This window comes from Mesorhizobium sp. NPDC059025, assembly GCF_042739655.1.
In the GTDB taxonomy this organism is placed as follows: Bacteria; Pseudomonadota; Alphaproteobacteria; order Rhizobiales; family Rhizobiaceae; genus Mesorhizobium.
In genome coordinates this window covers 620,888-641,305 of sequence record NZ_JBHYIM010000003.1, presented here as the reverse complement: position 1 = coordinate 641,305, position 20,418 = coordinate 620,888, and the positions used below count along the sequence as shown (strand labels likewise).

Here is a 20,418-nt window from a genome sequence, read left to right as displayed (position 1 = left end):
GGCGCCCCTGTGATCATTCGGCGGCCTCGACCCGGCCTGCCCCTATGATGGTCCTGATCTCGGAGCGGCAGGAGCCGCAATTGGTGCCGGCGCCGAGTTCCCTGCCGATGGCCTCCAGGCTGCGGCAGCCGGCGGAAACGGCGTCGGCCAGCTGGTTGACGCCGACATTGAAGCAGGAGCAGACGATGCGGCAGGCTGCCGGCGTGGCTGCCGGCGAGCGACCCGACAGCAGGGCCTGGCGGTCGGCCGGGGTGAGTTGCTCCCGGCTGCCAAGCAGTGATACCAGCCAGTCGCGTGCCGGCAGTTGCCCCTTCGGAGCAACCATCAGCGCCTCGGCCAGCGCGCCGGTTTCGTCCACCGCCGCGGCCCGATAGGTCAGGCCCTTGCGATCGCGATATTCGACGAGATGGTCTGGCGTGGCGAGCAGGCCGCGTGCCAGCAGGATGCCCTGGTCCGGCGTCTCGGTGCCGCAGAGTTCGTAGACCCAGCCGCCGGCAACGACCGACCGGCTCCAGTGAACGAAGCCGGTGGGCCGCAGATTGCGGCGTGTGATCAGAACGCCCGCCCAGGCGATCTCCTCGCGCGTGATGCGCAACGGTACGCTCTTCAGCTCCGGCTGGCCGGAATACGGATCGGTGATCGGCGTCGCCAGTGCCCCTGCCCCGGCATTGGCGGCGAAATGACCACTCCAGTGCATGGGCAGGAACGCCTGGCCGGGCTGCTGCGCGTCGGTGATACGGACCCTGGCGCGGGCGGAGCCATAGCGTGTCGACAGATGCGCGAGATCGCCGTCGGCCAGCCCGCCGGCTGCAGCATCGAGCGGATTGAGGTCGAGCATCGGTTCCGGCGTGTTCGCCATCAATCGTGGCACGGCACCGGTCCGCGTCATGGTGTGCCACTGATCGCGCAGCCGGCCGGTGTTGAGCGTCAGCGGATGCCCGGCGCTGACTGCCAGCGCCACGCCCTCCTGCCGCACGGCGATGAAACGCGCACGGCCGTCAGCGGTCGGAAACCTGCCGTCGCCCAGCAGGCGGCCCGCCGTCCGTTCATCACGCGCCGGCCAGAGCCGGGGCTCGAATGTCTCATAGTCCGCGTCCGGCATGCCGGCCAGCGCGCCGAGGTCGAACAGCCGCTCGCCCTTGTTCTCGAAGGCGGACAGTGCGGCGTGCTCGCGGAAGATCGCGGCTGGACCGGCAAAATCGAAGGCCGCGCCGAAGCCCATGCGGGCAGCAACGTCACAGATGATGCGCCAGTCGGGCCGGACCTCGCCCGGCATGGCCAGGAATGGCCGCTGCCGCGAAAGCCGGCGCTCGGAATTGGTGACCATACCGTCCTTCTCGCCCCAGGCGGCGGCGGGCAGGAGCACCTCGGCGAAACGGGTGGTGTCGGTGCGCGCCACGTCGGAGACGACGACGAAGTCGCAGTCCTTCAGCGCCGTGCGCACGCGGCCGGCATCCGGCATCGACACGGCGGGATTGGTACCCATGATCCAGAGCGCCCTGATCCGGCCATCGCCGACGGCGCGAAACATATCGACCGCTTTCAACCCGGCTTTGGTCGCGAGCTCCGGCGCGTTCCAGAAGCGTGCGACACGCTCGACATCCTCCCCACTGTCGAAATTCATGTGGGCGGCGAGCTGGTTGGCGAGCCCTCCCACCTCGCGGCCACCCATCGCGTTCGGCTGTCCGGTCACCGAGAACGGCCCCATGCCGGGCCTGCCGATGCGGCCGGTCGCAAGGTGGCAATTGATGATGGCATTGACCTTGTCGGTGCCATGCGCCGACTGGTTCACGCCCTGGCTGTAGACCGTCACCACCCGTTCTGTGACCGAGAAGAGCTCGAAGAAAAAGCGGACATCGGCCGGCGCCAGGCCGCAACCCTGCGCCACGTGCTCGACGGTGGGCGCATCGGCCGCAGCCAGTGCCAAAGCCTGATCTACCCCTGTCGTGCTTGCGGCGATGTAGTCCCTGTCCAGCGTGCCGGCACGCGCCAGATGCGCGAGCAGGCCGTTGAACAGCAATACATCCGCACCGGGATCGAGTGCCAGGTGCAGGTCGCATTCCTCGGCCGTGGCGGTGCGGCGCGGGTCGATCACCACGATGCGGGTACCGCGGGCTTTGCGGGCGGCCAGCAGGCGCTGATACAGTATGGGATGGCACCAGGCGGTGTTCGACCCGGTGAGCACGACCAGGTCGGCTTCGTCGAAATCCTCATAGACCCCGGGCACGACATCCTCGCCGAAGGCGCGGCGGTGGCCGGCAACCGTCGATGCCATGCAGAGCCTGGAATTGGTGTCGATGTTGGCGGAGCCGATGAACCCCTTCATCAGCTTGTTGGCGACGTAGTAGTCCTCTGTCAGCAATTGCCCGGAAATGTAGAAAGCGACCGAATCCGGCCCGTGCTCGGCAATGGTGTTCTGGAACCGGCTGGCGACGAGGTCGAGCGCCGTGTCCCAGTCCGTTCGCCTGCCGGCGATTTCCGGATGAAGCAATCGCCCGTCGAGGCCGATGGTTTCGCCAAGCGCCGATCCTTTCGAGCACAACCTGCCGCGATTGGCGGGATGGCCGGGATCGCCATGGACCTCGCCGCCGGGCTTGGCCAGCACGCCGCAACCCACCCCGCAATAGGGGCAGGTGGTTCTCACTTCAGTGCCGCTCATGTGCAGGTTCACTCTGCTGCCTGCAGCATTGCGCCGAGCGCGACCGCGATGCGCCCGTCCTCGACGCGCACCGGAATCGTCTTCACCGCCCCCTCGTCCGCGCCGAGCGCCTTGCCGGTTTCCAGCGAAAACACCCAGTTGTGCAGCGGGCACGTCACCGCCGCACCGTGCACGATGCCCTGGCTCAGCGGCCCGCCCTTGTGCGGGCAATGGTCCTCGATGGCGAACACGCGGTCGTCATGGGTACGGAAGACGCCGATCCTGCCGTTCCGGGTCTTCACGCAGCGCGCGCCGCGCAGCGGAATGTCGTCGAGCACGCCGATATCCAGCCAGTCCATCTTCATCACTCCGCAGCAACCCTGAAATCCGTCTCGGCCATCGGCCGGAACTCGTGCTTGTCCTTGCCCGAGACACGCTCGGACCATGGATCGACCTGCGCGAATTTCTGGCTGAAGACAAAGCGTTCGAAATAGGTCTTGCGCCTGTCGGGATCGGCCATGACCTGGCGGCGGATCTCATCGAGGCCGACACGTTTTGCCCATTTGTAGATGCGCTCGAGATACCGCGCCTGCTCGCGGTACATCTGCACGAGCGCGACGATCGCCTCCAGCGCCTCATCCTCGCTGCGGACCAGGCCGAGTACCTCCGTGCCCTTGATGTCGAGGCCGGCGGCACCGGCGAAATGGATCTCGTAACCGGAGTCCACGCAGATCACGCCGACATCCTTGCAGGTCGCCTCGGCGCAGTTGCGCGGGCAGCCGGAGACCGCCATCTTGACCTTTGCCGGTGTCCACGAACCCCACATGAATTTCTCGATGCGGATGCCTAGGCCGGTCGAATCCTGCGTACCGAAGCGGCACCAGTCGGTGCCGACGCAAGTCTTCACCGTGCGCAAACCCTTGGCATAGGCATGGCCAGAGACGAAGCCGGCCTGGCCGAGATCGGCCCATACCGCGGGCAGGTCTTCCTTCCTGACGCCCAGCATGTCGATGCGCTGGCCGCCGGTGACCTTCACCGTCGGGATGGCGAACTTGTCGACCACGTCGGCAATGGCGCGCAGCTCGGCCGCCGAGGTGACGCCACCCCACATGCGCGGCACCACCGAATAGGTGCCGTCCTTCTGGATGTTGGCGTGGACGCGCTCGTTGATGAAGCGTGACTGATAGTCGTCGGCATAGTCGCCGGGCCAGTCAGCAACGAGATAATAGTTGAGCGCCGGCCGGCATTTGGCGCAGCCGCAGGAGGTCTTCCATTCCAACTCCTGCATCAGCGCCGGGATGGTCTTGAGGCCCTTGGCCCTGATCAGCCGCCGCACCTCGTCATGGCCAAGGTCGGTGCAACTGCACATCGGCTGTATCGCAGCCGGGTTGTAGGTGTCGCCCAGCACCAGCGCCATGACCTTCTCGACGAGGCCGGTGCACGAGCCGCATGACGCCGACGCCTTGGTGTGGGCGCGCACGTCGTCCAGCGAAGCCAGCCCCTTCTCCGTGATCGTGGCAGCGATCCTGCCCTTGCAGACGCCGTTGCAGCCGCAGATTTCCGCATCATCCGCCAGAGCCGCAACGGCCGCCAGAGGGTCCGCGGAAGCGCCCCCCTGGAAGGCCTGCCCGAAGATCAGCGTGTCGCGCATCTGCGAGATGTCGACTTCTTTCTTCTTGAGATCGTTGAACCAGGCACCATCGGCCGTCTCGCCGAACAGCACCGTGCCGATGATCCTGTTGTCCTGCAGGATCACCCGCTTGTAGATGCCGGCTGTGGCATCGCGCAGGATGATCTCCTCGCGGTCCTCGCCGTCGGCGAAATCGCCGATCGAATAGAGGTCGATGCCGGTGACCTTGAGCTTGGTCGGCGTGTCGGAATGCACGAAGCGTCTTTCTTCGGCACCCGCCAGCTCCGCCGCAACCACCCTGGCCATTTCATAGAGCGGCGCGACGAGGCCATAGACGCGTCCGTCGACCTCGACGCATTCGCCCAGCGCGAAGATGTCCGGATCGGAAGTCTGCATGCGGTCGTCGGTGACGATGCCGCGATTGACCTCCAGCCCCGCCTCCCTGGCGAGGCCGACATTCGGCCGGATGCCGACCGCCATCACCACCAGCGTCGCCGGGATGATCTCGCCGGTGTCGATCTCGACGCCCTGCACCTTGCCGTCGCCGACGATCTGCCGGGTGTTGGCCCTGGTCCTGACCGTGATACCGCGTGCCTCCAGTTGCTTCTGCAGCAGGTAGCCGGCAGCCGGGTCGAGCTGGCGCTCCATCAGGGTTGGCATGACGTGCAGCACGGTGACGTCCATGCCGCGCTCCTTCAGGCCGGCTGCAGCTTCCAGCCCGAGCAGGCCACCGCCGATGACGACAGCCCTGTCACGCGACTGGGCGGCGAGCAGCATGGCGCCGACGTCGTCGAGGTCTCGGTAGGAGAGAACGCCGGGCAGATCCTTGCCCGGCACCGGGATGATGAAGGGCACCGAGCCGGTGGCGATGACCAGCCTGTCATAGGGCTCGGTCACGCCCTTGTCTGAGGTGACGGTCCTGGCTTCGCGGTTGATGCCGACGATCTTGTGGCCCTTGTAGAGCACGATGCCGTGCTTGATGTACCAGCCATCGCCGTGGATGACGATTTCCTCGTAGTCCTTCTCGCCCGACAGAACCGGCGACAGCATGATGCGGTCGTAGTTCACGCGCGGTTCGGCATTGAAGATGGTGATCTGGTAGCGACCGGGTGCGGCTTCGAGCAGGTGCTCCAGCATGCGCCCCGGGGCCATGCCGTTGCCGATGATGACGAGTTTTTCTGTCATGAACTCCAGGCTCCGCGTGGCTATTCGGCTGGGGAGATGGCGGCCTGTTCGGCCAGCGCGCGGGCCTGCTCCATGCGCAGGATGGCGAGATGCATCCAGGCAAGGCAGGCGGCGACGATGACGAACAGCAGCATGAAGCAGCTCGACCAGACATTGGTCAGGTCGTTGAGCACACCGAAAGCGATGGGCAGGAAGAAGCCGCCGAGCCCGCCGATCATGCCGACAAGGCCGCCGACAGCGCCGACATTGTCGGGATAGTAGACCGGGATGTGCTTGTAGACGGCGGCCTTGCCGACAGCCATGAAGAAGCCGAGCACGAAGGCTATCGCGATGAAGGCGATCCAGCCGATCTCGATATGGAAGGAGACCGGGCCGCTGATGCCGCGCACTGTGAAATCGGCCGCCGGCAAAGCCAGCACCGCACAGCACACCGCCGAAACCGCGAAGGTCCAGTAGAGCACCATGCGCGCGCCGATCCTGTCCGACAGGACGCCGCCATAGGCGCGGAAGATGGATCCCGGGATTGAATAGGCGGCCCCCATCATGCCGGCGGTGGCGATGTCGAAGCCGTAGACGCCTATCAGGTAGCGCGGCAGCCAGAGCGCCAGCGCGACGAAGCCGCCAAAGACGAAGAAGTAATAGAGTCCGAAGCGCCAGACGCGCACGTCCTTCAAGGGCTCGAACTCGGCCCGGAAGTTGCGCGGCGGATTGGCACCGGTGGCACGCCGCTGCCGGATCACCGGATCATCCTCGGCGCTGAACCAGAAGAAACACGCCATGAGGCCGAGCACGCAGGCCCAGATGATCGCCACATCCTGCCAGCCGAGCGCCAACATCACGAAGGGAGCCAGGAACTTCGTGACGGCGGCGCCGACATTGCCGACGCCGAAGATGCCAAGCGCGGTTCCCTGCTTTTCGGCGGGATAAAAGCGCGAGACATAGGCGACGCCGACGGCGAAGGAACCGCCCGCCAGGCCGACGCCGAGGGCGGCGACCAGCATCTGAGGGTAGGTTTGCGCGAACGCCAGCAGGAAGGTGGCGAGCGCCGCCGCCAGCATGGTGGCGGTGTAGACCAGGCGACCGCCGAAGCGGTCGGTCCATACGCCCAGCACGATGCGGGCAAGCGAGCCGGAGAGGATCGGCGTGCCGACCAGCAGGCCGAATTCCGTTTCCGAGAGTCCGAGCTCCTGCTTGATGCGGATGCCGATGATGGAAAAGATCGTCCACACGGCAAAGCACACCGTGAACGACAGCGTGGACAGGGTCAGTGCATGCGTGGCCGCCGGATCGCGGCCTTGTCGGGAAGATACGCTCATTGTTCGCTCCGTATTCGGCAAGCGCCGCCGTGCGGTTGAAAACAAAAAGGCTGCCGGACAGGTCGCCGCGCGTCCGTACATCCGGGATCGCGTGGTGACCTGAACGGCAGCCTTGCCTGATGCGCCCGTCGTTGGACGCGGAAGTCGTGGCCCAACCCTGGGCCTCGACTGTTACAAAGCAGGATGCGTGCCAGTTTTGGCCGGCGGAATTTTATGCAACGGAATCAAAGAAATTCGGCGCCGGGCCCAAATCGGCGTCGTGCAGCGCTGGCAAAACTTCCGGCATACAGGATATCGCAATGCACAAAAATGATGCAGTGCGAAAGATTGCCTGCGCCTTCATCCGGCGGGAAGCTGGCCCCGGATATAGTCCTCGACATGGTCGGGATCGAAGACGGCTCCGTCGAAGAAGCCGTCCGGCCCGAGCACCAGGCTGGCGCCGGCAGAACCGACCGGCGTTTCGGTGACCAGCGCGCCTTCGACCTTGGCGTTGGCCCCTGGCAGCGCCACGCCGAGATCGCGCAGGGCCTGACGGTAGAGGTCGGGACGATAGGTTTCGCGCGCAATGGTTTCGTTTGCCCGGGTCGCCTCGATCTGACCCCACCGGGCCATCTGGCTGTAGAACCAGAGGGCATGGCTCTTCCAGGGAAAGGTTGCAGCCTTGGCCTGCGGCACGAAGAAATCCGCCGTCGAAACCTCGCCGCCATCGCCGGTGCGGATGAGCCCGGCGAGCGCCGGCTTCAGCCATTCGGCGGGACAGTCGACATGGGTTGGCCTTGCCATGAGTTCAGCCAGCTCGCCACGGTTGCCACTGTCGCCGCACCAGACGGCGGCATGATAGAGCGCCCGCAACAGCGCCGAGAGCGCCTCTGGCTGTTCCTCGGCCCATTCGGCCGCGACACCCAGTACCTTTTCCGGGCTGGAGCGCCAGATCCCGGCCTTGGTGGTGACGATGCGTCCGACGCCTTTCGCCACCGCCGCCGTGTTCCAGGGTTCGCCGACACAATAGCCGTCGATGCGCCTGGCGCCGAGCGCGTCGGCCATGAAAGACGGCGGCACGATGACTATCTCGATGTCGCGCTCAGGATCGACGCCGCAGGCGGCGAGCCAATAGCGCAACTCATAGTTGTGACCAGAGTGCGGATGCACGACGCCGAAACGCAGCGGCGCCTCGCCGACGGCCTTTCGGTGCGCCACGGCCGCGGCCAGCGCCTCCCCGGTGGAACGCGGATCGAGATTCGGCGACGCGCCCTGCGCCAGCATCGCCTGCCAGAGCGCACGCGAGACGGTGACCGCATTGCCGCCGAGCCCCAGGGCCATCGGCGCGATGGTGCGCGCGGCGAGCGGTGTCAGGCCGAGGTTGCAGGCAATAGGCATCGGCGCCAGCATATGCGCCACGTTGAAATGACCGACGGCCAGGCGGTCGCGGATGCTCGCCCAGGAATTCTCCCGGGTGAGATGGAGATCGATGCCTTCGCCGGCCGCAAAGCCCAGCTCTCGCGCCACAACCAGCACGGCGCTGTCGAGCAGCGGCAGGAAACCCGCGGATATCTGACAGACCCGGCTCATTGATCATCTCCTGCGCCCAGCAGGCCGGCAGCGGTGACCAGGCTCTGCGCCACATCGCCGATCTTGCGGTTCTGGTTCATCGCGGTCTTGCGCAGCAGCGCATAGGCTTCCTGCTCGGAGAGCCCGCGCGATTTCATCAGGATGCCCTTGGCGCGCTCGACCGTCTTGCGGCTCTGCAATTCGGTGCGCGCTTCCTCGAGTTCGCGTTCCATCCGCGAAAATGCGTTGAAGCGGCTGATCGCCATGTCGAGGATCGGCTTGACCCGCTCCTTCTTCAGGCCATCGACGACATAGGCCGAGACACCGGCATCCACCGCGGCCTCGATCGAAGCGGTGTCGGAACGGTCGACGAACATGGCGATGGGCCGCTTCACGGCGCGCGACAGCTGGAACATGTTTTCCAGCATGTCGCGGTTGGGATTCTCGATATCGATGACGATGACGTCCGGCTGGAGCGTGGCGATGCGGGCGGCGATGCCTGTCACGTCGTCGACAAGCGTGACCTCGGCGTGGCCGGCCTCGCGCAGCCCGGCCTCGATGATCGCCGCGCGGATACGGTTCTCATCGATGACGAGGATGCGGAGTGCACTGCCGAGCATGCGCCACTTTTGCCGCGCATTTGCTGCAATGCAACAAAAATAGAAGCCGGTGTCCTGGAAAGCCGGACCGGCGCGCTTCGCGGCGGTGTCGACCTCACCGGCAAAATATGGTCGATGGCGGGGTGGGAGGCGTTGAGCGTTGTGGAGGATGGATAATGTTTCGATCGTTGCTGCTGGCTGTTGCGCTCGCGTCGGCCGCTCTTTCAATCCCGAAGACGGCGCTGGCCGGCCAGGCGGCGCAGACGTCGAAGGCCACCATCCAAGCCGACCTTGCCTACCTGCTCTACACCCCTTCGGACTATGAAACCTCCGGCAAGGCATATCCGCTCGTCGTCTGGCTGCATGGCGGCGACCAGGGCGGCAGCGACATCGAGAAGGTCCGGCGGAGCGGACTGCCGAAGCTGATCGAAGGCGGCAAGGAATTTCCGTTCCTCGTCTTCTCGCCGCAGAACCCCAGCGAGGAATTGCTCTATCCGATCGAGAAGGTGGACGCCGCGCTCGAGGAAGTCATCGCCAGCCACCGCGTCGACCGCAGCCGGATCTACGTGATCGGCTACAGCCGCGGCGCTTTCGGCGCCTGGGCGCTGGCCGAGCAGTTTCCGCAACGGTTCGCGGCCGTCGTCCCGATCGCCGGCGGCGGCAACCGCCATTATCTCAGCAGGACGAACGAAAAGGCCGCGTTCTGGGTATTCCACGGCACGGACGACGATGTCATTCCGCTGTCGGACGCAGTGGTGCTTTATGAGCGGCTGATAGGTCTCAAGCGCGATGTGCGGCTGAGCGTGCTCGAAGGCGTCGATCACTCGGCCGTCGAGGCGGCGGCGTTGAGCGACGGCAAGCTGTGGGACTGGCTTCTGAACCAGCGCCTCTAGGCATGTCGTACAATCGCGACGCGCATTGGCGCGCCGCGAAACAACAAGCCCCATACCCGGGCGGGAATGGGGCGATGTCGGTAACGTGGGAGCGGGTCTGGGTTATGCGGCCTGGCCTTGCGGACGCGGCGCGAGACCGGCGCCCTGCTCGCAGACCTCGATGTGCTTGGCCAGCGCCTGGTTCGACAGCACCGCGCTGATGGTGGTGATGTCGCGGCCCTGGTAGCGCGGCATCTGCTGGAGTTCCTTCAAGCGTTCCAGAAGCGAAATACGGGTCATGGTCTAGCTCCTTTGCTGATATTCCGTGCGATGCCGTAGCCGGCACCGACGCTGTCCGTCCCCCATGCCCCTTAAATACCTGTCGAAGGCAGCTCGTCAGGCCGCCTTCTTCCTGCCGGCTGCCTTGACAGCGTTGAACGGGATCTCGACGTCGACGGCCAGCGTCGAGACCTGCTCGCCGCGCTCCATCTTCACGCTCACCTTGTCCTGGTCGATCTGCATATGCCTGGAGATGACACGCAGGATTTCGTCCTTGAGCTTGGCGACAAGGTCTGAGCCGCCGGCGCTGGCACGCTCATGGGCGAGCAGCACCTGCAGACGCTCGCGCGCCGCCGGCGCAGACTGCGTCTTTGAGAAAAACCGGAACAGGTTCATGCCGCCTTCCTCCCGAAGAGCTTGCCGAAGAAGCCCCGCTTCTCGCCCGGGATGGTGACCGGCAGTGCTTCGCCGCGCAGCCTGCGCACCGCGTCGAAATAGGCCCGCGACGGCGCGCTGTTCTCGTCGGCCAGCGTGACCGGTGAACCGAGGTTGGACGCGCGCAGCACATCCATGCTTTCGGGAATGATGCCGAGCAGCGGGATCGACAGGATCTCCAGCACGTCATCGACCTTCAGCATGTCGCCGCGCTCGGCGCGGTTGGAATCGTAGCGCGTCAGCAGAAGGTGCTTTTCCATGCGCTCGCCGCTTTCGGCCTTCAGCGTCTTGGAATCGAGCAGGCCGATGATGCGGTCGGAATCGCGTACCGAGGAGACTTCCGGATTGGTCACGACGATGGCGATGTCGGCATGGCGCATGGCAAGGGTGGCGCCGCGTTCGATGCCGGCCGGGCTGTCGCAGATGACCCAGTCGAAAGCTTTCTTCAATGACGCGATCACCTTCTCGACGCCCTCCGGCGTCAGATTGTCCTTGTCGCGCGTCTGTGAGGCCGGCAGCAGGTAAAGCGTCTCCACGCGCTTGTCGCGGATCAGCGCCTGGGTCAGTTTCGCTTCGCCCTGGATAACGTTGACGAGGTCGTAGACGACGCGCCGTTCCGCGCCCATAACGAGATCGAGATTGCGCAGGCCGACGTCGAAATCGACGACGACGACCTTGTCGCCGTTCTGCGCCAGAGCGGCGCCCAGCGCGGCCGAGGACGTGGTCTTGCCGACGCCGCCCTTGCCCGATGTCACCACGATAACCTTGCCCATTGACCTCTCCTTTATGGACCTTCGTCGGGTCAGCTTAAAATACCGGTTTTGAGCGCATGACCTTCCAGCCACACCTGCACTGCCCGCCCCCGCAGATCCGGCTCCATGTCCTCCGCCGTGAGGTAGAAGCCGTCGATCGCCATCATTTCCGCCTCCAGCTTGCGGCAGAAGATGCGCGCCGAACCGTTGCCGGTGGTGCCGGCAAGCGCCCGCCCCCGCAGCGTGCCGTAGACGTGGATCGAGCCGCCGGCCACGACTTCCGCGCCCGAGGCGACCGAACCGACGATGGTGACATCGCCTTCGGGAAAAAAGATCGACTGGCCGGAGCGGACCGGTTCGTTGACGACCAGCGAACCGGTGACCTGAACCGACGGCCCGGCAGCCGCGATCGTTTCCATGGCGGGCGCATCCTGCGTTGCGATCGATTCGCCGGCCTCAGCTGATTCGTCCTCAGCCGCCGGATCGAAATCCGAGGCCGGGCGGCCGTCATTCATGGCCGGCGGCATGTCCGGGCCAAGCAGCGAGTGCCGCGCGCCTTCGAGGCCCATGACGCGGACGTTGCGCTGGCTCAGTTCGTCGACCAGCGTGCGCAGTTCCGCCTTCTTGATGTCGAGGCCGGATATGTCGAGCACCACGGGCCGTCTGAGGAAGAACCCGGCGGAACGGGCGGCCAGATCGTCGAGCCCGGCAAGCCAGTCCTCGAACGGCAATTCCGGGGTAAGCGACAGGGCAAGGAAGGAACGCCCCTTGAGGCGGATGGGCCGGGGTTTGGTTAACACGATGGTGATCTTAGTTAATTTTCGGTTTCCAAGGTGTAGGAGCGAAATGGTTAACAAAAGGTTAACGCCCGGCTCGCGCAAGGTGGTTTGACACGTGCAATCGGATAGTCGGCTGGGCATCGGTCGACGGGCCGGAGTGCTTTCGCCCGGCTCTCGTTGCATAGCCGGGACACGGGCCGCCAGCCTTGCGCCGGGTGGCGATGGTTGACATGCCCACGCCAGCCGGATGCTGATGATGAAAAGGCCCGTGAGCAAGCCATGCGCAGATATCTCGCCGACACAGTCGCGCAGATCGTGTTTTCGACGATCGTCGGAGCGTTCGTCGAAATCGTCGTCGCGGGGCTGACACCCTGGCAGAGCGCCGGCGTGCGGCTTGCTGCAATACCGGTCATCCTGTTCATCGGCCGCCCATACGGCATATACCGCGACTGGCTGTTCCGCCTGACAGGTGCCCATTCCAGCCAGTTGGGGGCCATTGGCGTCGATACAGTCGCCAATGTCAGTTTCCAGATACCGGTCTACTGCGTGCTTCTTGCCATCAACGGCGCAACCGCCTCGCAGATCGTATCGGCCGCAGGCAGCATCGTGGTCATCTCCGCACTCTGCGGCCGGCCCTATGGCCTATTCCTGGAATGGTGCCGGAAACTGTTTCGACTTCCCTCCGAGCCGGAGAGCGGACACCCTGAAGCCGTGGAGAAAGACGTGCCGTCGCCCTGATCATCGTGGGGCGGGACCGCCTGTTTTCGACACGCAAGGCGGCACGTTTCCGGCGTTCTGAAGACTCCGCTTGACATTTTTGTTCTCTTTTTGTTCACTGCCTTTCCCGAAGCCGCAGGAGGCTGGAATGTGGACTCTCACGATCAGGATGGATGGCGCGACGAAGGAAGAACTCCGCAACGCGTCGAAAGCAGCGGAAGCCGTCTTCATTCGCGAAAAGATACATCCGCTGGATGGACTGGCAGGACACTCCCTGCTCGAGGGCTGGGACGAGCGTGGCTGCCATGACGACGACCCTGACTATACGGATGATGACGCCAGGAATGCCAACACCTGGATCGGCGCGGAAGAAGCCGCGATCCTTGCCTTGAGCAAGAGCCGTTCCTTTTTTGAAGTTTCGCGTGCGTTCGAAATGACAGTGGTCGAGATCAACGCGCCGGCCAACGCGCTGCCCGTTGCAGCCAACTGCGAAATCGACCTGCTCGTGCGCAAGGCGGCGTAACGCGGTTCGGTTTCTGAAGCGCGAAACCGTTCCGACTTTTGTCTTACGCAAAACCGCCTTGCGCTTTTGCTCGAACTGCTCTGGAGAGTACGACCATGACCGAACCGGCAAGACTACCGGACGACGAAGTGCGGCTGGAAATCGACAGGGCGGCAGATGTCCTTATCGCTGCTTCGGACGGCGATGCGCGCGCTGCCGTTGTCGCCCTGCTGATTGCAAACAAGCTGCAGGAACATGAGCTGCATCTCACCCGCCTGGCCGTGTCGTCCGGCTATTCGCGCCAGCGACACCTGAAGCAAGCGATTGAAGAGGCCTCTCAGGCGTGAGCGGTCCGGCGTTTCATGGTGGCATGATGATGGACAGCCGGATGAGCGGGCGGACAATGTCGGCCGTCAGGAGCCTTGCCGCGGTGCCGGCTTCGGCAATCTGACGAACCGCTGAGTTTCAGCCCGCGACTGGGCCATCCGCAGCAACCGTGCGTAGTGCCGGGTGAATTCGGTTTGCAGCCCTTCGCCTCGCGCTGCGGCGTGACTGTTGAGTGCCAAAAGGAACGGTGTCATTTGCGTGGCCTCCCGAATGGAACGGAAGAAGCCTCGCAAGAATCCAACCGACCTCCCACCCGTTTCCTGCAACATCCATTCGGCGCAAGCTCACGGTGTTTCCAGAATTCGAGCAAGAAACGGGTGGCTGCGCAACGCAGATTTGCTGAACTGGCGCCTGCAATGTCTTGGCAGGAGCGCGCTATGGAAGCCTTTTCCCCGACGGTCGAACAAACTGCACTGCAGCGCCGCAGGTTTCTCGCCCTACGGCGCAAGGAACGCGACGAGCATCGGCTCAACCTCCTGGATGCCTGCATCACGGATTACGAAAAAGCGGCAAGAATCCGCGAATGGGTCGAGTGGGTATCGCCGACACTTCAAGGAGAACCCGACGTCGCTCACCTTGTCGAATGGGCAAAGAGAAACGCCGCACAACTCGAGGCGAAGTCTGCGGCTGCGATGAGCCAGATGGGTCTCAGGGAGCTTTTTCCGGAGGTGGATGATCTTCACGATCCACTCGGCGATCCAGCGCCGAAGCATCCCTGGGGCCTATGATGCAAGGCCCGCCCCGGCAGGCCGGGGCGGAAGTTGCTTCAGTTGTTCTCGGGGCTGGTCTCGGCCTCGTAGCACAGCCAGATAATCCTCCAGATCAGGATCAGCGTTGGAACGGCCAGGATACCGGCCAGGACGAGCTGAGGCAGAAGCGGCAGGTCCAGCAAGGCAGCGATCACCCAATGGATGACGCCAACCGAGATGAGCAGTTTGGCTGACAGGAGCAGCGTCGCGACCGCAACGCCGAACAGCGAATACGGAGTGAGGATACGGTTCATTCGAAATGCCCGTGTTGGCGCAGCTGCCCGGAAGCAGCACGCATGAAATCGGAAATGTGGAGGGTAGCCTTTAAGGCCTAGGCCAACGCCGCCGGCGGGTCGCGAGCCTGCGGGTGCTCGGGTTTCTGCCCGCCGATGTCACGCGCGGCCGATGCGACGGCGCGGGAAGACAGAACCGGCGCATCCAGCGCATCAGGGCCGGGCAGGATCGCATCAAAGGCCGATGCATGGAATTTCGCGCGGATCGAGCGGGCGCTCTCCAGTGCCAGCGCGGGCGCTTTGTTCGGCAGGCCGAGTTTCAGGTCCGGCTGGGCGACCGAAATGCGCGGCGCGCCGTCGGAGACGATGGCTGCTCCGGGCTGCCCGTACTGCCAGAAGAACAGGACGAGAAGCACGCAGAGAAGTCTCTGTGTCAGGTTCTGTGTCCTGTGCCGGGTTGCATCCATCGAAGCATCGCTACGGCATCGCGCCCGCACAGGCAAGGCAATCAGCCAAATCCGGCCGGAAACAGCTCGCCCACGCTTCAGCTGACCTCGCGCAGGATGAAGTCGTAGAGCATCTTGGCAGCGGGCGAGAGCACGCGCTGCTTCATGGTGATCAGCGAATAGGGCCTGACTTCGATGTCGAAATCCGTCGGCAGCACGTCGATGGCGCCGCCCAATCCTTCCGGCCCCTGGATGAATTTCGCCACCTGCACGGAGACAGGTGCGATCGCATCCGACTGCGCCACCATCACCAAAGTGAGCAGCAGCGAGCTGGTATTGAAGATGCGCTCCGGCAAGGTGATGTTGCGGTTGAGGAAATTCGCTTCCATCACCTGCCGCAGCGGCGACGAGCCCGACTGGAACACCCAGTCATAGCCGGCGGTCTCCTCGAGCCGCACCGTCCTGTTCACCATCAGCGGGTGGCCGCGCCGCACGATCAGGCAGGCCTTTTCGATGCCGATGACGCGGCTTTCGAACAGGCGCGGATTGAGGTCGTCCGGCACGCGCGCGATGATGAAGTCATGGCGCATGGCGATCAACTCGCGCGCCAGCACGTTGCTGGTCTCGACCTGCATGGTGATCTCGATACGCGGATAGAGCCGGCGGATCTCCCGGATGGCCGGAACCGCCAGTTCGATGGCGGGCGCCGTCACGGCGCCGAGGAACACCGAACCGCCCTTGCCCGCCTTCAGTTCGGCGATCTCGCGGTCGGCCTCGCGCATCTCGATCAGGATAATGCGGGCCCGCCTGGCGAGAGCCTTGCCGTACGGCGTCATGGCGATGCCACGCGGCAGCCGCTCGCACAGCGTCACATCGAGAATGGCCTCCATTTCGGCAATCATGCGCGACGCGGCCGGCTGCGAGATGTTCATCACCTGGGCCGCCGCGCTGACCCGGCCATGATCGTCGAGCGCCACGATCATGCGCATGTGGCGCAGGCTGAGCCCGCTGTGCAGGAGCGCAGCGCCATCCGACCGCCCGATGCCTTCCCGCTGGCTATCCACCTGCCACCTCCGCCTACTGCCGACACATATATACCAATTTCGGTATACCAAACAGCAAAGATCGAATTTGACAGTTATGTCAAAGGGAACCACCCTTCGCGCGCTCGCTGCGGCAGACTTAGCCGGCGTTGAAAGAACGGCCGGAGGCGACAGCGGGCGACTGGGAGGTTAGCAGGGATCGACGGGCCGCCATCCGGCGGCATTGCGCGGGCGCCGGATTTCCGGTGCGGCATTCTTCAACTTAGGGAGAGAGACAGTGAAGCTCATGAAAACGTTGATCGCCACGGTGGCGATCGGTTTCGCAGCCATGACCTTCGGCGCGCACGCCGAAGACAAGGGCCTCGTCGGCATCGCCATGCCCACCAAGTCCTCGCTGCGCTGGATCAGCGACGGCAACGAGTTGGTCAAGGCTCTGGAAGCCAAGGGCTACAAGACCGATCTGCAATATGCGGAAGACGATATCCCGAACCAGCTCGCGCAGATCGAGAACATGGTGACCAAGGGTCCGAAGGCGCTGATCGTCGCCTCGATCGACGGCACCACGCTTTCCGACGTGCTCAAGAAGGCAGCCGAGCAGAACGTCAAGGTCATCGCTTATGACCGCCTGATCAAGCAGAGCCCGAACGTCGACTACTACACCACCTTCGACAACTTCCAGGTCGGCGTCCTGCAGGCCAATTCGATCCTCAAGGGCCTCGGATATCCGGAGAAGAAGGGGCCGTTCAACATCGAACTGTTCGGCGGCTCGCCGGACGACAACAACGCCTTCTTCTTCTATGACGGCGCCATGTCGGTGCTGAAGCCGCTGATCGACAAAGGCGACCTCGTCGTGAAGTCGGGCCAGATGGGCATGGAAAAGGTCGGCACGCTGCGCTGGGATGCGGCGGTCGCACAGGCTCGCATGGACAACATCCTGTCGGCCAACTATTCGGACGGCAGCCGCGTCGACGCGGTTCTGGCACCTTATGACGGCCTGTCGCGCGGCATCATCTCCTCGCTGCGCGGCGTCGGTTACGGCACCGGCGACCAGCCCTGGCCGATCATCTCCGGCCAGGACGCCGAAGTGCCTTCGGTGAAGGCGATGATCGCCGGCGAGCAGTATTCCACCGTCTATAAGGACACCCGCGAACTGGCAAAGGTCACCGCCGAGGTGGTCGACCAGGTCATGCAGGGCAAGGAGCCTTCGCAGATCAACGACACCAAGACCTACAACAACGGCGTCAAGGTGGTTCCGTCGGTGCTGCTGAAGCCGGTCGAAGTCGACAAGTCGAACTACGAAGAACTGCTGGTCAAGTCCGGCTACATCAAGGCTGAAGACCTGAAGTAATCAGGCCCGGGCTCCGCGCCGGCAACACGGCGCGGAGCCCCTTTCGCGGCTTTCAACAACCCCTTTTAGCCTCTTGGGCCGTTCTGTATCATGGGGACCCGGCCTTTCGCGGGCGGGCTCCACAGGCGTCGGGTTTGGCAATGGCAAAAACCATTCTGGAGATGCGCGGCATCACCAAGACGTTTCCCGGGGTGAAAGCCCTGCAGGACGTCAATCTGAGTGTCCAGGAAGGCGAGATCCTCGCCATTGTCGGCGAGAACGGCGCCGGCAAATCGACGCTGATGAAGGTGCTTTCCGGCGTTTATCCGTATGGCAGCTATGAGGGCGAAATCCATTTCGACGGCCAGGAATGCCGCTTCGGCGGCATCCATGACAGCGAGCGCGTCGGCATCGTCATCATCCACCAGGAACTCGCGCTGGTGCCGCTGCTGTCGATCACCGAGAACATCTTCCTCGGCAACGAACAGGCGAAGTTCGGCGTCATCGACTGGCACGCGGCGCGCAGCCGCGCCAAGAAACTGCTGGCGCGCGTCGGCCTCAGCGAAAATCCCGACACGCTGATCACCAATATCGGCGTCGGCAAGCAGCAGCTGGTGGAGATCGCCAAGGCGCTGTCGAAGGAGGTCAGGCTGCTGATCCTGGACGAGCCGACTGCCAGCCTTTCGGAAAAGGACAGCCACGCGCTGCTCGATCTTCTGCTGGAATTCAAGCGCCAGGGCATGACGTCGATCCTGATCTCGCACAAGCTCAACGAAGTGAAGAAGGTGGCCGACCGCGTCACCGTCATCCGCGACGGCCGCACCATCGAGACCATGGACCGCGACGACGTCAGCGAAGACCGCATCATCACCTCGATGGTCGGCCGCACCATGGAAGACCGCTATCCGACGCGCACACCGAAGATCGGCGAAACCATCTTCGAGGTGAAGGACTGGGTGGTGCACCATCCGCTGCACCCCGAGCGCCAGATCATCAAGGGCATCAACCTTTCGGTGCGCAAGGGCGAGGTCGTCGGCATCGCCGGCCTGATGGGCGCAGGGCGCACCGAGTTCGCCATGAGCGTATTCGGCCGCAGCTACGGCACCAAGATCAGCGGCGAGGTACTGCTGCACGGCAAGCCCGCCGACACCACGACGGTGGAGAAGGCGGTGGCCGCCGGCCTCGCCTACGCCACGGAGGACCGCAAGACCTACGGCCTCAACCTGATCGACCACATCAAGCACAATGTGACGGTCGCCAATCTGCCGGGAGTGTCCTCGAAGGCCGGCGTCATCGACGACATGCGCGAATTGAAGGTCGCCAAGGATTTCCGCAAGCGCACCAACATCCGCTCGTCCAGCGTCTACCAGGTCACCGGCAATCTTTCGGGCGGCAACCAGCAGAAGGTGGTGCTATCGAAATGGCTGTTCTCCAATCCCGACGTCCTGATCCTCGACGAGCCGACGCGCGGCATCGACGTCGGCGCCAAATACGAGATCTACACCATCATCAACAAGCTGGCCGATGAGGGCAAAGGCATACTGGTCATCTCGTCGGAGATGCCGGAACTGCTCGGCATCTGCGACCGCATCTACGTGCTTAACGAGGGCCGCATCGTCGGCGAACTCGCCGGGCACGAGGCCAGCCAGGAAAAGATCATGCGGGCGATCGTCCGCGGGGAGGAGAAAGCGGCATCATGACCACCGAAACCGCGACGCCCACCGAGACGGCTCCAGCCAGGCAATCCATGCGCGACGCTCTGAAGGAGAACTTGCGCGAATACGGGCTGGTGCTGGCCCTGATCGTCATCATGCTGTTCTTCCAGGTGATGACGAACGGGATCCTGTTCCTGCCGGTCAACCTCACCAATGTGGTGTTGCAGAACTCCTACATCATCGTGATGGCGCTCGGCATGCTGCTGGTCATCGTCGCCGGCCATATCGACCTTTCGGTCGGTTCCGTCGCCGGCTTCGTCGGCGCGGTCGCGGCGGTGCTGATGGTGGACTACGGCTGGAATCCGCTGCTTGCCGCGCTGGCCTGCATCGCGGTCGGCGCCGTCATCGGCGGCGCGCAGGGCTATTTCATCGCCTATATGAAAATCCCCTCCTTCATCGTGACGCTGGCCGGCATGCTGGTGTTCAAGGGCCTGCTGCTCGCCTTGCTCGGCGGCCGTTCCGTCGGCCCCTTCCCGACCGAATTCCAGATGCTGTCGGCCGGCTTCATTCCGGACGTCATCGGCCGCTGGACCATCATCGAGCCGGCGCTCAATGCCTCCGGTGCCGCGATCCCGAACACTGGCATCGCGCTGCATTCGACGACAATGCTGATCGGCGTTCTGATCGTGCTGGGCATGTTCTACGCGGCAACGCGGGCACGGCGCGCGCAGGAAAGCCACGGCCACGAAACCGAACCGTTCGGCCTGTTCGCGATCAAGAACGCCATCATGGCCGTGATCATCATGTTCCTGATGTACAAGTTCGCCTCCTACCGGGGCCTGCCCAACGTGCTAATCGTGATGGGTATCCTGACGGCGCTGTTCGTGTTCATCACCAAGCGCATGACCTTCGGTCGCCGCATCTTCGCCATGGGCGGCAACATCAAGGCGGCGGCCCTTTCCGGCATCAAGACCGAACGGCTCACCTTCTATGTCTTCGTCATCATGGGCATGCTGGCGGCGTTGGCCGGGCTGATCTATGCCGCCCGCCTCAACCAGGCGACGCCCAAGGCGGGGGCCGGCATGGAACTCGACGTGATCGCGGCGGTGTTCGTGGGCGGCGCCTCGGCCATGGGTGGTGTCGGCGAGGTTGCCGGCGCGGTGATCGGCGCCTTCATCATGGGCGTCATGAACAACGGCATGGGCATCATGGGCATCAACATCGACTGGCAGCAGGTCATCAAGGGCCTGGTGCTGCTCGGCGCTGTCGCCTTCGATCTCTACAACAAGAAGAAGGCCTGACACCCGGAAAGAAGGGACCAGGGCC

Annotated in this window: 21 protein-coding genes; 8 read left to right on the top strand and 13 right to left on the bottom strand. The window is 64.1% G+C overall.

The annotated features are described in order from the left end of the window. Positions 1-13 precede the first annotated feature (13 nt). From ACFWYE_RS11000 to ACFWYE_RS10975, 6 genes are all read right to left on the bottom strand, one after another. Positions 14-2,659 (bottom strand): molybdopterin-dependent oxidoreductase, encoded by a 2,646-nt coding sequence (locus tag ACFWYE_RS11000; RefSeq protein WP_379111338.1) that lies wholly within the window; start codon positions 2,657-2,659, stop codon positions 14-16. 8 nt (positions 2,660-2,667) lie between these two features. Continuing rightward, the gene (gene nirD / locus ACFWYE_RS10995) at positions 2,668-3,003 is read right to left on the bottom strand and encodes a nitrite reductase small subunit NirD (protein WP_379069014.1); all 336 of its coding nucleotides are present in this window, start codon (positions 3,001-3,003) and stop codon (positions 2,668-2,670) included. Next, positions 3,003-5,453 (bottom strand): nitrite reductase large subunit NirB, encoded by a 2,451-nt coding sequence (gene nirB / locus ACFWYE_RS10990; protein ID WP_379111337.1) that lies wholly within the window; start codon positions 5,451-5,453, stop codon positions 3,003-3,005. Before nirB ends, nirD begins: the two co-directional genes overlap by 1 nt. A 20-nt stretch (positions 5,454-5,473) precedes the next feature. Further along, entirely contained in the window at positions 5,474-6,769 is a 1,296-nt protein-coding gene (locus tag ACFWYE_RS10985; protein WP_379111336.1) for a nitrate/nitrite transporter, read from the bottom strand. A 339-nt stretch (positions 6,770-7,108) separates the two neighbouring features. Further along, positions 7,109-8,338 carry a CmpA/NrtA family ABC transporter substrate-binding protein gene (locus ACFWYE_RS10980; protein WP_379069005.1) on the bottom strand — a complete coding sequence of 410 codons (1,230 nt, stop codon included), beginning with the start codon at positions 8,336-8,338 and terminating at the stop codon, positions 7,109-7,111. Next, positions 8,335-8,937 carry an ANTAR domain-containing response regulator gene (locus tag ACFWYE_RS10975; protein WP_379111335.1) on the bottom strand — a complete coding sequence of 201 codons (603 nt, stop codon included), beginning with the start codon at positions 8,935-8,937 and terminating at the stop codon, positions 8,335-8,337. The genes ACFWYE_RS10980 and ACFWYE_RS10975 overlap by 4 nt, the downstream gene beginning before the upstream one ends. 155 nt (positions 8,938-9,092) lie before the next feature. Here ACFWYE_RS10975 and ACFWYE_RS10970 point away from each other — a divergent pair, with 155 nt between their 5' ends. Next, entirely contained in the window at positions 9,093-9,809 is a 717-nt protein-coding gene (locus ACFWYE_RS10970; RefSeq protein WP_379111334.1) for a dienelactone hydrolase family protein, read from the top strand. A gap of 102 nt (positions 9,810-9,911) precedes the next feature. On the opposite strand, the gene ACFWYE_RS10965 is transcribed toward ACFWYE_RS10970, so the two are convergent. The 4 genes from ACFWYE_RS10965 to minC form a co-directional block, all read right to left on the bottom strand. Further along, a complete protein-coding gene (locus tag ACFWYE_RS10965) occupies positions 9,912-10,088 on the bottom strand; it encodes a hypothetical protein (RefSeq protein ID WP_165358217.1) in 177 nt (58 codons plus the stop codon). A 96-nt stretch (positions 10,089-10,184) separates the two neighbouring features. Beyond that, a complete protein-coding gene (gene minE, locus ACFWYE_RS10960) occupies positions 10,185-10,463 on the bottom strand; it encodes a cell division topological specificity factor MinE (protein WP_379068999.1) in 279 nt (92 codons plus the stop codon). Then, on the bottom strand, positions 10,460-11,275 hold the full coding sequence (minD, locus tag ACFWYE_RS10955) for a septum site-determining protein MinD (protein ID WP_129414378.1): 816 nt from the start codon (positions 11,273-11,275) through the stop codon (positions 10,460-10,462). Before minD ends, minE begins: the two co-directional genes overlap by 4 nt. A gap of 29 nt (positions 11,276-11,304) precedes the next feature. After that, a complete protein-coding gene (gene minC / locus ACFWYE_RS10950; protein ID WP_379111421.1) occupies positions 11,305-12,063 on the bottom strand; it encodes a septum site-determining protein MinC in 759 nt (252 codons plus the stop codon). Positions 12,064-12,312: 249 nt separating this feature from the next. On the opposite strand from minC, the gene alaE reads away from it, so the two are divergent. From alaE to ACFWYE_RS10930, 4 genes are all read left to right on the top strand, one after another. Then, a complete protein-coding gene (alaE, locus tag ACFWYE_RS10945; protein ID WP_379111332.1) occupies positions 12,313-12,771 on the top strand; it encodes an L-alanine exporter AlaE in 459 nt (152 codons plus the stop codon). 127 nt (positions 12,772-12,898) lie between these two features. Next, the gene (locus ACFWYE_RS10940; protein ID WP_379068992.1) at positions 12,899-13,273 is read left to right on the top strand and encodes a hypothetical protein; all 375 of its coding nucleotides are present in this window, start codon (positions 12,899-12,901) and stop codon (positions 13,271-13,273) included. A gap of 95 nt (positions 13,274-13,368) precedes the next feature. Then, positions 13,369-13,599 carry a hypothetical protein gene (locus tag ACFWYE_RS10935; RefSeq protein WP_379068990.1) on the top strand — a complete coding sequence of 77 codons (231 nt, stop codon included), beginning with the start codon at positions 13,369-13,371 and terminating at the stop codon, positions 13,597-13,599. A gap of 417 nt (positions 13,600-14,016) precedes the next feature. Further along, positions 14,017-14,367 carry a hypothetical protein gene (locus tag ACFWYE_RS10930; protein ID WP_379111330.1) on the top strand — a complete coding sequence of 117 codons (351 nt, stop codon included), beginning with the start codon at positions 14,017-14,019 and terminating at the stop codon, positions 14,365-14,367. Between the two features lie 38 nt (positions 14,368-14,405). On the opposite strand, the gene ACFWYE_RS10925 is transcribed toward ACFWYE_RS10930, so the two are convergent. The 3 genes from ACFWYE_RS10925 to ACFWYE_RS10915 all read right to left on the bottom strand — a co-directional run bounded on the left by ACFWYE_RS10925 (position 14,406) and on the right by ACFWYE_RS10915 (position 16,131). Next, entirely contained in the window at positions 14,406-14,642 is a 237-nt protein-coding gene (locus tag ACFWYE_RS10925; RefSeq protein ID WP_379068984.1) for a hypothetical protein, read from the bottom strand. A 77-nt stretch (positions 14,643-14,719) separates the two neighbouring features. Continuing rightward, entirely contained in the window at positions 14,720-15,037 is a 318-nt protein-coding gene (locus ACFWYE_RS10920; RefSeq protein ID WP_379111329.1) for a hypothetical protein, read from the bottom strand. A gap of 128 nt (positions 15,038-15,165) precedes the next feature. Next, positions 15,166-16,131, bottom strand: coding sequence for a LysR family transcriptional regulator (locus ACFWYE_RS10915; RefSeq protein WP_379111327.1), 966 nt, complete (start codon positions 16,129-16,131; stop codon positions 15,166-15,168). A 265-nt stretch (positions 16,132-16,396) separates the two neighbouring features. On the opposite strand from ACFWYE_RS10915, the gene chvE reads away from it, so the two are divergent. The 3 genes from chvE (at position 16,397) to mmsB (ending at position 20,393) form a co-directional block, all read left to right on the top strand. Further along, positions 16,397-17,458, top strand: coding sequence for a multiple monosaccharide ABC transporter substrate-binding protein (gene chvE, locus ACFWYE_RS10910; protein WP_379072983.1), 1,062 nt, complete (start codon positions 16,397-16,399; stop codon positions 17,456-17,458). Between the two features lie 140 nt (positions 17,459-17,598). Further along, positions 17,599-19,137, top strand: a complete 1,539-nt coding sequence (gene mmsA, locus ACFWYE_RS10905; RefSeq protein WP_379111325.1) for a multiple monosaccharide ABC transporter ATP-binding protein — start codon at positions 17,599-17,601, stop codon at positions 19,135-19,137. Continuing rightward, positions 19,134-20,393, top strand: a complete 1,260-nt coding sequence (gene mmsB / locus ACFWYE_RS10900) for a multiple monosaccharide ABC transporter permease (RefSeq protein ID WP_379111323.1) — start codon at positions 19,134-19,136, stop codon at positions 20,391-20,393. The genes mmsA and mmsB overlap by 4 nt, the downstream gene beginning before the upstream one ends. The last annotated feature ends 25 nt before the right edge of the window (positions 20,394-20,418 follow it).